The 13,271-nt window shown below is 49.0% G+C and carries 9 protein-coding genes; 6 read left to right on the forward strand and 3 right to left on the reverse strand.

Features of this window, described 5'->3' with window-relative positions; translation table 11 throughout:
- Window positions 1-116: 116 nt before the first annotated feature.
- Both AABK39_RS03190 and AABK39_RS03195 read left to right on the forward strand, forming a co-directional pair.
- Window positions 117-593 (forward strand): YehS family protein, encoded by a 477-nt coding sequence (locus AABK39_RS03190; protein ID WP_338393473.1) that lies wholly within the window; start codon window positions 117-119, stop codon window positions 591-593.
- Window positions 594-865: 272 nt separating this feature from the next.
- Window positions 866-1,138: a hypothetical protein gene (locus AABK39_RS03195; RefSeq protein WP_338393474.1), complete on the forward strand. Its 273-nt coding sequence runs from the start codon at window positions 866-868 to the stop codon at window positions 1,136-1,138.
- 51 nt (window positions 1,139-1,189) lie between these two features.
- Here the strand turns inward: AABK39_RS03195 and AABK39_RS03200 are convergent, their stop codons facing one another.
- Window positions 1,190-5,953 (reverse strand): tetratricopeptide repeat protein, encoded by a 4,764-nt coding sequence (locus tag AABK39_RS03200; protein WP_338393475.1) that lies wholly within the window; start codon window positions 5,951-5,953, stop codon window positions 1,190-1,192.
- Window positions 5,954-6,535: 582 nt separating this feature from the next.
- On the opposite strand from AABK39_RS03200, the gene rpsU reads away from it, so the two are divergent.
- The 4 genes from rpsU to AABK39_RS03220 all read left to right on the forward strand — a co-directional run bounded on the left by rpsU (window position 6,536) and on the right by AABK39_RS03220 (window position 9,254).
- On the forward strand, window positions 6,536-6,730 hold the full coding sequence (rpsU, locus tag AABK39_RS03205; protein WP_338393476.1) for a 30S ribosomal protein S21: 195 nt from the start codon (window positions 6,536-6,538) through the stop codon (window positions 6,728-6,730).
- A gap of 82 nt (window positions 6,731-6,812) precedes the next feature.
- Window positions 6,813-7,694 carry a tyrosine-type recombinase/integrase gene (locus AABK39_RS03210; RefSeq protein WP_338393477.1) on the forward strand — a complete coding sequence of 294 codons (882 nt, stop codon included), beginning with the start codon at window positions 6,813-6,815 and terminating at the stop codon, window positions 7,692-7,694.
- Between the two features lie 21 nt (window positions 7,695-7,715).
- A complete protein-coding gene (gene hpf / locus AABK39_RS03215) occupies window positions 7,716-8,018 on the forward strand; it encodes a ribosome hibernation-promoting factor, HPF/YfiA family (RefSeq protein WP_338393478.1) in 303 nt (100 codons plus the stop codon).
- Window positions 8,019-8,390: 372 nt separating this feature from the next.
- Complete coding sequence (locus tag AABK39_RS03220) at window positions 8,391-9,254, forward strand: DUF6252 domain-containing protein (protein ID WP_338393479.1); 864 nt, start codon at window positions 8,391-8,393, stop codon at window positions 9,252-9,254.
- 96 nt (window positions 9,255-9,350) lie between these two features.
- Here AABK39_RS03220 and AABK39_RS03225 read toward each other — a convergent pair whose 3' ends face one another.
- Both AABK39_RS03225 and AABK39_RS03230 read right to left on the reverse strand, forming a co-directional pair.
- A complete protein-coding gene (locus AABK39_RS03225; protein ID WP_338393480.1) occupies window positions 9,351-11,984 on the reverse strand; it encodes a hypothetical protein in 2,634 nt (877 codons plus the stop codon).
- Between the two features lie 59 nt (window positions 11,985-12,043).
- Window positions 12,044-13,243: a THUMP-like domain-containing protein gene (locus AABK39_RS03230; RefSeq protein WP_338393481.1), complete on the reverse strand. Its 1,200-nt coding sequence runs from the start codon at window positions 13,241-13,243 to the stop codon at window positions 12,044-12,046.
- Window positions 13,244-13,271: the final 28 nt, after the last annotated feature.

The raw sequence follows: 13,271 nt of genomic DNA on the forward strand, positions 1-13,271 counted from the left end.
GCCTCCCTTTTCTGTCATTTCGTCCCCCTTGGGCTTTGCTGAGCCTGTCGGTTGTCAAGTCCGGCTTTTTGGCGCATCTTCGCGTGTGGAATTATCCGAATACGGAAAATACAGGCATGACTAACAACGACATACTGCGCAGACTGCGCTATACTTTCAATTATAACGACGCCAAAATGGTCGAGCTCTTCGGGATGGGCGGCCTTACGGTGACCAAGGAGCAAATCCAGGACTGGCTGATCAAGGAAGACGAGCCCGGCCACGTAGTGTTGGTGGATAAGGAGTTGGCGACGTTCCTCAACGGTTTTATTACCGAAAAGAGGGGCAAAAAGGACGGCCCGATGCCAAGGCCCGAGGACAGGCTCAACAACAATATCATTTTGCGCAAACTCCGCATAGCCCTGAACTTGAAGGATGACGGTATGTTGGCCGTATTCAAGCTGGCGGATATGCGCGTGGGCAAGCACGAGCTGAGCGCGTTTTTCAGAAAGCCGTCGCAACAGCAGTATAGGGTGTGCAAGGACCAGTTTCTGAGGAACTTTTTGATGGGCTTGCAAAAGAAACACCGCAAAGCGCCGAAGAAGGAGGGGTGAGTTTTGGTATCGCGATAAGCGGTTGGGCCTAATGCGTAACACCTCATACCCAAGGCCATTAATCTTCGAGTGTCGCTCAATTATCGGGACGCTTTTCTTTCTGAATAATAGAAAGGGAAGCGTCTTTCTTCTTTTGAGGGTGAAAATAGATGTCTCCTTACTGATTTTTCTGTGTCTCAACAGGTAAAACTTCTGTCTTTGCAGGTCAAGTAAGCGTCTCAACAGGTAAAACAGCTGTCTTTGCAGATCAAGTAGGTGTCTCAACAGGTAGAATGACTGTCTTTGCAGGTCAAATAGGCGTCTCAACAGGTAAAATGGCTGTCTTTGCAGGTCAAGTAGGCATCTCAACAGGTAAAATGGCTGTTTTTGCAGGTCAAGTAGGCATCTCAACAGGTAGAATGACTGTCTTTGCAGGTCAAGTAAGAATCTCAACAGGACAAATCACTGTCTTTGCTCATCAGGTACTTGGGCAAATAAAAAAACTCCCCCGCTTTGTGGAAAAGCGGGGGAGTTTAATCAACGGAGAGTTTGACAGTTTCGAATAAGGGAAGACGCAAGGTTGAAGTTTTGCGTCGACCTTGTGTCTATTCTTTCGTTTATTGCGTTTGGCAGTGGCGGTCCAAGGCGTATTTGGCTTTCTCGTTGCCCAGTTCCACGGCTTTTTGCCAATCATCGCAAGCCTTTTCGTTTTTCTCTGTCTGGTAGTAGACCAACGCGCGTTCGTGGTAAAACTCGGAGCGTTTCGGGTCTAGGGAAATCGCTCTGCCAAAGTCCTCTTTGGCCGCGCGGTAATTTTCCTGAAGCGAGAAGGACATGCCGCGTAGATAAAGGGCTTCCACATTGTCGCGCTCAAGACGGAGCACCGCCGTAAGGTCGCGGATGGAGGCTTGGTACGACTCCTCTTCCATCATAATCGACGCACGGCTGAACAGCGCCCGTTTGTGGTCAGGCTTGATCTTCAGCACTAGGTTCAGGTCCTCCATGGCGGCTTGGTCGTTGCCCAATGATTTGTTCGAGATAAAGCGGAGGTAGAACGCCTCGTGGTAGCGCTTGTCTTTGGCTACGGCTTTGGTGAGGTCTTCCGCCGCGGTCTCGAAATCACCGATTTTCATATAGGAACGTCCGCGCTGGAAGTACATCAGCTTGGTTTTGTAACCGGCGGACTCGGCGTTTTCGAAGTATTTTACGGCCAACGGAAAATTATCCTGACGGTAATAGGAGTCGCCCAAGTAGAACAGCAAATCGCCGTCGGGTTTGTCGTTTGGTCCCTTCAGGTCCTCGGCCTTGGTGAGGTCGGCGGAGCATTCGGCGTATTTTTCCAGCTTGTAATAAGCCGCGCCCCTGTTTTGGTAGGCTCTTACGTAGTTTGGGTCTATCGCCAAGGCTTTGCCGAAGTCTTCCACGGCGTCGTCGTAGCGCTGAAGGCGGAATTTGGCTTTGCCTCGGTTGTTCAAAAACTGCGGATCGCCTACCCCGAGGTCAATGGCTTTGTCAAAATCGGCCACGGCCTTGTCGTATTCCTTGGCGCGGTAACGGCAGTTGCCGCGGTAGGCGTAGGCCAGCTTTAATTGGCCGTCGATCTCGATGGTTTTGTCAAAATCCGCCGAAGCTTTGGCGAACGCTTTCTCTTTATAGTGCGACATTCCGCGGTGGAAATAGACCGTGGTGTCCGAAGCGCCGTTCTGGATAGCTTTGTCAAACTGCGGAATGGCTTTTTTGAATTCTCCCTGATGATAATAGGCGTCGGCCAAGGCGTAGAAGAGTTTCGGGTCGGTGTTGTTCGCCTTGAACGCTTGTTGGAGATAAGTCAGCGCCCCGGCGTAATCGGCCTGTAGGTAGAGGCAGTATCCGCGGGCCATCTTCGCCTCGGTGGATGCGGATCCTTTCTCTTCGGCTTTAACGAATTCGGCCAATGCTTCGGGATATTTGCCCATACGGAAGAGCGCCAAGCCACCGTATTGCAGGCTGGTGCCGTCGTCTTGGAAAGCGGCTGAGAGTTTGTTGGCGTCGGCCAGGGTTTTCTCGTATTGTTTGCTTTTGTAGGCCAATCCCACCCGCGCTTTGTAGGCGTCGTGGTATTCGGAATCGGTGGCTACGGACTTGTCCAAGTCGGCGAGGGCTTCGTCGGGCTTTTCGAGCTTGAGTTTGGCCCTACCTCGGATATAATAGAGCTCGGCGGTTTTGTGTCCGCCGTTTTCGGCTTTGTCCAATGTGCTTACCGCTTTGTTGTAGTCCTTGATCCGGATGGCGGCTTTGGCCAATAGCATTTTTGTCTCCGCTTCGGCGTCGCCTTTGGCTACGGCTTTTTCCAAATCGGCCACGGCGCCATTGTAGGCTTTGGCTATGTAACGGCCCTCGCCCCGCTGGCGATAAAGCCCCGCTTCGGAAACGCCGGCTTTTTCGGCCAGGTCAAAATCGGAAACGGCCTCGGCAAAACGCTTCAGGGCGAAGTAGGAACGAGCGCGGGCGTAATAGACCGCACCACTTTTTTGTCCCAAAGCTTCGGCGTCGCTCAGCAGTTTGACCGCTTTGGAATGGTCGGCTTCGCCAAAAGCCATCAGCCCGCGGGCCAAATGGACATCGGCGCGGCGGGAACCGGCGACTATGGCTTTGTCAAGGCTTTTGCGGGCGGGTTCTTTACGGCTCAGCTCCCAAGAGGCCACACCGTGGCGTTCGAAAAGGGCTTTGTCTGTTTGTCCTGCGTCGCGGGCTTTTTCCAAAGCTTCGCAGGCTTTGGCGTAGTCTTTCATCTCGAAATGGCAAAGGCCTTCGCCGAGTTTGGCTTTGCCGAGCAGGTTTTCATCGGCGGAAGCCTTAACGAAATCAGGAATCGCCTGCCGGTAATCTTCCAAGCGAAGAAGGCAGGAGCCACGGAGCAGGTAGAGTTCGTTGTCGGTGGCGCCCAGAGCTAAGGCTTTCGCGAAGTCAGCGGAAGCGGCTTGATATTCTTTCTTGGCGAACTTAACGCGTCCGGCGTATTCGTAGATTTCGGCTTTCTTTGTTCCTTTCAGTATGGCTTTGGCCAAAGCGGGCTGGGCCTCTTCTTTTTGGCCCGTCTTGTATAGCGATATGCCGGCTATTTCCAGAATACGGAGGCTTTTGTCGGCTCCGGTCACTTTCTTGGCGGCTTTGGCGGCGCCCGAGTAGTTCTTTTTCTCGAAATGAGCCACGGCCAATATTTCCAAGGCTTCGTTATCGGCCAAGCTCTCGCGGGCGGCGGCTTCGAGGTTCGGAATCGCTTTGGCGTATTGTTTCAGTTTGGCGTAGGCCAATCCGGAATAGAGCGGAATATCTTTTTCTTTCGATCCTTTTTGTTTGGCCAAGATCAGTTCGGTAGTGGCCACCTCGAATTTGCCTTTATGGTAGGCGCTCATGCCGTACATATATAGGAAGTCGGCCTTGTCGTAGCCTTTTTCCTTGGCTTTTTCGAAATCGGGGATGGCTTTGGCGTAGGCTTCCTTGCCGTATTGGATTTTGCCCCGGGCATAATAAACGCCGGCCTCGGTGTAGCCTTTCATAATGGCTTTGGAGAATGACAAAAGCGCCTCGTTCTCCAAACCGCCCAACACTTGGCTCTGGCCGAGGTAAAGGTGCGTGCGCGCCGAATCATATCCTTTGGATACCGCCCTCCCGAGGAATTCCCGCGCCGATTCGTGGTTTTTGGTTTTGAAATAAGCCATTCCCATCATGTTCAGCGACTCGGCGTTGCTCATTCCCTTGTCGGTGGCGGTCTGCAGTTCCACTATGGCGGTCTCGTATTTCTTGGTCTGGTACGCCATTATGCCGGAGTAGAAATGGAGTTCGGCTCCGTCTTCGCCCAGTTCTTTGGCTTTGTTCAAAGAGGCCTGCGCCGAAGGGAATTTCCCGATTTTGAACTGCGCTACGCCGGCCATCAAGTACTCGTTTTTGCCGGCTTTGCCAATTTTGGCCGCGCCGGCGAGTTTTTCCGCCGCCAGTCCGTATTCGGAGAGCTTGTAATGCGCCACGCCGAGCATACGGAGGGCGTCTTTGTTTTTTGTTCCCAAAGAAATCGCTTTGCCGAGGTCTTCGGTGGCCTCTTTCCACTGTTCCAAACCGAAGCGCGCGGTACCGCGGCCGTCGAAAGCTTTGGTGTAAGCCGGATTTAGGGCAATGGCCTGAGTGTAGTCTTTGTCGGCGCCTTTTAGGTCTTCGGTCAGCAGTTTGGCTTTGGCCCTGTTGTTATAGACAAGTTCGTCTTTGCGGCCAAGGCCTTCGGCTTTGTCGTAATATTTGATGGCCTCGGCGTAGGCCTTTTCCCTGAAGCTGGCGTTGCCGGCCAGATAAAAAAGGTCGGCGTCGGATGCGCCTGCGTCAAAGGCCTTGGCGAAAAACTCTTTTGCCGAAGCGTATTCTTTCTTTTTATATAAGGCTTGCGCCAAAGTGGCTAGGACTTTTGCCGTAGGCTTGTCCTTTCCGGCCAAGACTTTCAGTCGGGTTACGGCGTCTTCGTATTTTTTCAGCTCGAAAGCGCTGAGCCCGGCCACGCGAAGGCATTCCGGATTGTCGGTTTTCAGTTCCAAGGCCAGATCGGCGTGTTTTTTCGCTCCCGAATATTCGCCTTTGGCAAACAACAGCTCTGAAGCGTTCGACAAGGCGATAAAGTTGTCCGGATGACGGCGGGCGTAGGCTACAAAAGCCTTTGTGGCCGATACGGAATCCTTTTTGACCAAAGCCACGAACGCCCGGAGCATTCCGTTGTCGAACGCATGCTTGTCGGCCCATTGGCCAAGCTTCATCGGACGGTCCTGTACAAAACCGGGGCCTTGAACCGGCACGGCCACAAAGCCGTTGCTCCCCGCCGAGGCCAGAACGGCCACGACTTTGCCGCCATCCAATACAGGGGCGCCCAACGCTTGTGAGCGTACGGCTCTGTTTCCGACGGCTAATTGGCCGAATCCTTCGAAAGTCTCGGGAACAATAAGTTTGTCAAAGGCCAGCTTTTCGGATTTCCTTACCGTAGGGGCGAACAAAGCGCTTCCGCCTTTCCCGTTTTTCGGAAATTGCGACGACAGTTCCAGAGGCTCCGCTTTTGGCGAAGTTTTTTCCATGGAGAAAGTCACTACGCCGCCGTAAACGTCCCAACTCAGGATCTTGGAAACCTCCGATACAGTGCTGTCTGGCCAATAAACCTGCGCTGAAGTCGCCTTGGCGAAGAGTCCGGCGTGGGAAACGGCGTTTCCTCCCGGTCCCGCCACGAAAGCCGTACCGCTCCGCAAAGGTTTTCCCTGGGCGTTCAATACGCGTACATGGAGGATGGAATTTTCCTGGGCCAAAAGCCTGCCCGCCGACATCCCGAAAAATAGAAGGGCAAAAAGAGCGAAAAGCGTCTGCCTTTTCATATTCATATCAATTATTTGCGTTTGCGTCTTGAAATCGCCAGTGAAGCTTTTCGTTTTTGTTCCGATAAAAACTCTGGAAAAGGCAAAAAACATCTGCTCACTAGGGATTGGAAATGATATTCAATGCCAAAATAAAAAATAATTAGGCTAAGTGGGCACTTCGAAAGCATGTATTCCAAAAACCCGGCATAGGAACATTTTACGGTATGTCAGTTAAAGTGTGGGCATCTTTTCCGTAAGCCTGCCCATTCTTGGTAGAAAACCTTTTTTCGGCAAGTGGCGTAACTTTTAATGCGTTGATAGTGTGTGGATTGGGTGCGTAGCGATTGCGTGAATGTAGAGGGCGGTGGTTGTCGGCGGTGAAACCCCGTGACGGACAGGCTAATAGCAACAATCCGGGCGATGTTTGGTTTAGATCCGTGTAGTCTTCGCGACAACTCCCATATAATCAATCGGATAAACCCGAAGAAAGGATAAAATTTATATACTGCGGATAGCCATTTAGAAAAAATTGCGTAAATTCGCACTCTGATTTTCAGGACTATCGAGAATTAAGGACACAGAAATAAATCATAGGTTAGCATGATCATCGTAAATGTAAAAGAGAACGAGTCTATTGAGAAGGCTCTGAAGAGGTTCAAGAAGAAATTCGAGCGTACTGGCGTTTTGCGTGAGTTGAGAGCTAGAAACTACTACGAGAAGCCATCTGTAAAGAGCAGACAGCAGAGAATCAAAGCCGCTTACAAGCAAAAATTGTACGCTGAGCAAAACTACTAATACCAGTATTTTGCAGGCTTACGAGCTTATAATATATTAGTGTTGAGCTTGGCCTAAACCAAGCCAACCCTAATATATTATCATGATTGAAACATTCCTCACCTACTTAGAAGCCGAAAAACGTTGCAGCCGACATACGGTCCTGGCCTATAGGAACGACCTGCAGCAATTTGCCGATTTTGCGGCTTCGCAGAATTTCCCCGAAGATTTCTCAGAATTGAGGCATACCCACGTTCGTTCGTGGATACTCAACCTTATTGAATCCGGTATACAACCCCGTTCCGTAAACCGGAAGATAGCCGGAATGCGCTCATTTTTTCGTTTCCTGCTTCGCCGGGGCCATGTTACCGTCAACCCGATGACGAAAGTGCGTCCGCTGAAGGTGAAAAAATCCCTACCCAACTTTGTCCCTGAAAATGACATGACCAAACTGCTGGATCATGACGGCGTTTTCGGCGACGATTTTCAAGGAGCCCGCGACCGAATGATTTTCGAGCTTTTATACGGAACAGGTATCAGGCTTTCCGAGTTAATCAATTTAAAAGAGGATAATATCGATTTATTCACCCGGAGCATTAAAGTCTTGGGAAAGAGGAACAAAGAACGGATTATACCTTTCGGGACCGGTCTGTCCGAAACGATAAAACGGTACTTGGTGCAGAAAAAGGCCCTGCAGGGCAACTCAAGCCCGTTTTTTATCGTAACAAATAAAGGAAAGCAAGCATATTCAGTGTTTGTTTACAGGACGGTCCGCAAGTACCTTGACATGTTTACGACTATAGAAAAGCGGAGTCCGCACGTCCTGAGACACACCTTCGCAACACACTTGGTAAACAACGGCGCGGAACTTAACGCCGTGAAAGATTTGTTGGGGCACGAAAGCCTCAGCGCAACCCAGGTGTATACCCACAATACGTTGGGCAAGCTGAAGGAAATCTTCGACAGGGCGCACCCTAAAGCATAAAGTTCACCAAAAAGAAGGCTTATGAAAGTTCAGATGCATTCCTTGAAATTCGACGCTGACGTTAAACTAGTTAACCTCATCCAGAAGAAATTAGACAAGCTGGAGACCTTCTACGACAGAATCATTGACGGTGAAGTTTATATGAAACTTGACAAGGACAGTGATAACGGTAACAAGATTATAGAGATTCTCCTGAACGTACCTGGAAACCAAATTTTTGCAAAAGAGCAAGCGGAATCATTTGAAATCGCCGCGGACACAGCGGTAGAGGCATTGAGAAGGCAAATCAAAAAACACAAAGAAAAGCAAATATCTCAGAGATAGAATACTGCATTATTCCAATAAGGTCGCCAAATGGCGACCTTTTTTTGTTTAAGGAGAATTGACTTTTTAAAGTGTCTTATGTGGGGAATCGTCGTTTAAGCTATGGTGGCCTAACATCTTTTTTTGCTGAGAAAAATACAAAATCATCAAGTAATAAAAAGCCGGAGAGGGATGTAGAATGATTGTAATGTGAGCGTGTGGCCGTTATTCCCCTGGTTATAAGAGAGGTGAAGTATGGTAGAAGTAGGTTTCGAAAGAGAATGTTTAGGCAAGATTAACTATAAAAAGAAATAAAAAATTAAAATAATTGAATCCATTATCATAGTAATTATATATTTGTGTGTTAGCTATTTCAACTTATCAAAACAGAATATGAAAACCATTGTGCGTACTTTTCTGCTAATAGGCTTTTTCTGTGTTACGTCACTTTCCTGCCAAACTATTGAAGCGCCTTTCGGACTCAATGATTTACTTCCCGTTGATTTTGCGTCAGGCGCTTTGAGCGCAAAAGTTGGCGGAGTTGACTGGAAAGCGACAAAGTCTATAACTGGGAATTATGAAGGCGGAGTCTTGACCCTTAGCGGTTCTTCTGCTGATGATTCCAAGATACAGCTCACTTTGGCGGAAGAGGATTTGAGAACAGGTTCTCACACCTTGCCTGTAGGCGCTGCGACATATACCGATGGCGACGGTACTTTTAAGTCAATTGACGCCGGAACGCTTTTGATCTCTGATTTGCAAAATGGTTTGGCGTCAGGATCTTTTCATTTCAAAGTCAAAAAGAGTGAGGAAGCTGAGGAGCTTTTGATTACGGGCGGGACATTTTCGCAGATCCGTTATATTCCTGTTCCAACAGATGGTGGAGGAGATGTACCTAAAGGGTTTGATATGAAAGTCGGATCTGAGGATTGGAAGTTATCATCGATTACTGCCACTGCAGTGTCTGGGAAGTTGATAATCCAAGGTGCGGATACTAAGCATAATTTGAGTATTACTGTCTCAGAGTCGATTACAAAAGGTACACATGAAGTTGGACCTAATGTTGTCGTTATGTATATTCCAGATGCCGATGGAACTAAAGGACAGATAGGTAAATCGGGTTCGATTAAGGTTACCAATCATGATACTTCAGCAAAGAAGATAGAGGGAAGTTTGGACATAACTCTCCAAGGTCAAATTGATACAAGCCTAAGCACAAAGATCACAGGTACCTTTTCTGTTACATATTCAGAATAGGAGTTAGAAAGCCTATATGCAAAATGATATGAAACTCATTTTGGTTACAAACGCTCCGCAGAAAAGCGGAGCGTTTTTATTTTTCGGAGAAGGGTTTTACAAGAGCCCATGAACTCGCTGTTTGGATGTATGAAGCCGGCTTTGAAGTGCCCGGATGTCATATTTTCCTAGCTCTTCCAAAACCACATCCCATAGTTCGAAGAAGACTTGCGCTTCATGGGAGAATGTTGGGTAGCGGATTTTTTTCATCGCTTCGTACACATCACGTTTCTCCCTGAGGTTTAATAAGGCTTCCATAAACCCGATATCCAGTCCGGCGGAACTCATATTGGGTTTTATTTGGCCTTCGAAAAGGTCCCGAGTCCAAGCGACTTGTCCGGGACCTTCTTTGATGAACGTTCCCAAGAATCTAGAGATTACGTTTCTGAAGTCTTTGCCCATACTGCGACATTCTTTTTCGAAAGCCAATGGTAAGTCGCCGGCCTCTTCTACGACATGGCCTAGGCGAGAATACTCAGGATTGTCCAAATACTCTTGAGTACCTTTTTTATAACAGATCTTCTGTAAGAAAACAAAAAGCCCCAAAGCACTTAGTGTTTGGTCGATGGCTCCTACTGGATGTCTTTCGTTTATCTTTAGGTCGAGATGCCTTTTGCCTGAAGGGTGACTTTCGGTGATCGAGGCGTTAAAGAGGTTGTTTCCTTCATGGACACCGCACCAAAAACGATCAAAGTTTCCGAGCAATAGGTCGTAGGCCAGAAGTTCACCTATCGCGGCTTGGACATTCGGGTTTTTGAGAAGAAGATCGAGCACAACTTTATATCCGTCACCGTATTTTCTGACAAGGTTTTGACATGAGAAACCGGGGACTTTGTCCATAACCAAAGCGCTGATCCGTTCATTTGAATGTCCCTGCACTATTCCGATTGCGTGTAGAAGACTGTGTACGGGAAAATTGTGCGGATGAGGCCTTGCTGATAGTATCTGTTTTAGACCTTCTATTTCTGGTCCTAGACGTGCCAGAGGTAAAGAACGCGGGGCTATAACCCTATTGCCGATAGTTCTTATAAAGTTTGAGGCGAAGGCTTCCTTTTCATGGTGTTTGGTCCAAGCGAAACGACCTTCGTGTTCACCGATCATCTTCAGGATTTTTCTGTTTCCATTGGTCTGTAACAATTCATATACTGCACCCATATGACCTTGCTCCCCTAAAACAGACAGACTGTCCACTCTGACAGAGGCAGGGTCAAAAGCTTCCATACCGAAGAGTTCGGAATAGACGGTAGCGCCTTTCGGGTGTAGGGCGGCGGGCGGAAGCTGTAACGTATGGGCAGGTCTGGGTACGAGATCTCTTTCCTTGTGTCGGGGAGCGCATTCCAAAGCCATCATTTCGCGTACGCCTTGCCAAGAGACGGTTCCGATGTCAACCTTGAAGCTTTCGGCGTTTGCGTCGTCACTTGTTTTTAGGGACAAGGCCGTGTCGCTTTCGCCTTCTACCGTGGAGATATCGAAGAAATCGTCGTGAGGGTCCCGACCGCGAACTTTTATATTTCCATTTCCGGCCTTTCCGGGAATTTTGAAAGCCTTCAACAGTTTGGCCTCCGCCTCGACGGCTCCACTTGTTGCCCGACGTGAGCTACTGTCTTTGGATATTCGGAACTCTTCCAGCATTTTTCCAAACATCAAATATGGCGGACAAAAGCAAAGAGTTTCTTCTCCCTCAGCGCTTTCGTGAGGCATAAAGGTATTTCCCCCAGTAAAATCCGAGGCGATTCTGAATTCTTTTCCTTTCCTATGATAGTGCCCGGGCACAACGGAGGGCGAAACCAAAAGCACTTCCATCTCTCCCCTTAGCGAGGAGTTTTTCTCGCAGGCGTTGCGGGCCAATTCGAACCCGTCTGACACCGAAGCCAACCGGCCCATCCAACCGACCATCATTGAGCGGGCTGGCTGGCTTTTCTCTGACAGTTTTCCGTCAGGTTCGAACATTTTGGGCAGATAGTAGGGATAACGGTGCCCGTCCAGTAATTTTTTTCGCTGAAAATCAGAAGGGATCAGCGCTTCGGCGTTTCGTTTTCGGCTAATGCCCATGCCGTATGTTATAGGTGCGGTCATGGACATGCTGTAGGTGATCTGCTTCCAAGCCACACGACTGCGTTCTCGCTGGATATCGTCCATCAACAGACAAAGCACTCCGAAATGGGGAATGGCTTCCGGGTGATGGATTCGTCTGGCAGGTATCGGGAATTTTTTATTCCAAATAAAAATCAAGCGTTCCAGATCGCTTAAACAAGCCAACTTCTCATCCTGAATCCTTTTGTATTCGTGTTTTTCCGCAGGATCGGTGGGGCTTACCGTACGTTCCGCTTCATTGAGATGTTGGAAAGTGTCGAGGCACGATTCGAATTCCTGAAGGGAAAAAGGGTACGAAGCCTTCTCTAGATCCAGTTTATCGGCTATGCGCATTTCCTCCGCATGAAAACTGCCGGTGAGGGAGACTCGTTCCTCATTGGTAATACCCTCTTTTCTCAGTGCGATGGAATGCATCTTTTTCCGGCCTTCTTTTCCCTGATCCCTATGCGTTACGGTCATGGTTCTAAAAGTGGCGGAATCCATCATCAGCTGTACAGGAAGGCTCCGGTTTGCGGGCAAAATCGCCTGCCCCGAGGCTCCTGGCTGGGAGCGGGCTTTTCTTTGTTTCGGCGATTTTGACTGCAATTGCTTTCGCATAGGGTTAGGGTCTGGCGAGACTTGCCATAACCCTTATCGAATACGAAAATCGAACCGGACTAAAGGCCCAGAACCCTTCGGCAAACAAGCAAAGCCTTTTTCCCGTCAAGCAAAGTGGTGGCGAAAACGAATGTGTTGCCTCCGTCCTTGAGTTTGAGCTTTTTCTTGATGTTTTCGGCCGACTGGGGGAAGTTTCTGGTGACAACATTAGCTTTGCCTTCCGGCAAAATCGACTTCAAGGCTTTCCGGTCAACGGTGCATGTGCCGATCAGTTCGAATTTTCTTCCGGGAAAATCGGGCAAGAAGTCCGGGCCTGTATATAGATGGCTGTGTTGGTGTAATTTCCCCAGACCGAATTTGTCGGCGACGGATTTAAAGGCTCCGGCTTTCATCACGGCCGGATTCGGTTCGTAGAGGTAAGCGTCCGGTTCCGACAGGTTTGTTGAGATGTCTTTTTCTCCCTTTCGGGTAAAGCTAAGCTCTCGGACAGTTCCGTTTGGTTGAATGTCTACGGCTATGATTTCGGGCTCGTTGTCGGCCTCTTTTTCTAAAAGATAGAGTACTTCCTTACATTCGTTTTCGCTGGAGACTACCCATACTTTGCTGACACAACCCAGATCGTCCACGGCTCGGTCTATGTCCATCAGCGGAGCGGTTTTCACCAATACCTTCTCCGATTTTTCAAGAAGTTTGTCTTTCTCCTTTACTATATCGGGCGTACAGTCTTCCAGTGCGTAAACTTTCCTGCCTGCGTCCGAACGGCGGGCGGGATCTAGGTAAATGCAATCGTAAGTGGTTTCCGAGTTTTCGATAAAAACGAGGCCGTCACCGGTATGACAGTCCACGTTGTCGGCGCCGAGAGCTTTGAGGTTATGCTCGGTGATTTCGGCTAGGGCCGGATTCACTTCCACATAGTCGGCGTGGCGGAATGATTTGGAAAGATAAAAAGTGTCGACGCCGGAGCCTCCGGTGATATCGGCCATTCGGTCGCCCGAAACTAGGCCGGCTTTGTACTTTGCCGTCAGTTCCGAAGAGCATTGCTCCATCGAGAGTTTTGGCGGGAAAATGATGCCCTCGCAAGCGTACCAAGCCGGAAGTTTCTTTTTGGCCTTGCGTTTGGATGCGATCTGTTCCGCTAGATCGCGAACGGGCAAATCCGGGTATTTGTCGGCTTGTAAGGCCAAAGAAAAAGGATCATGAGCCTCATGATCCTTTATAAACTTTTGAGCTTTTTCGCTCAGTATATCTTTGAGTGGCATGTCGAGGCAATTTTCCTAAAGATACGGA

The organism is Fulvitalea axinellae, from assembly GCF_036492835.1.
Classification (GTDB): Bacteria; Bacteroidota; Bacteroidia; order Cytophagales; family Cyclobacteriaceae; genus Fulvitalea; species Fulvitalea axinellae.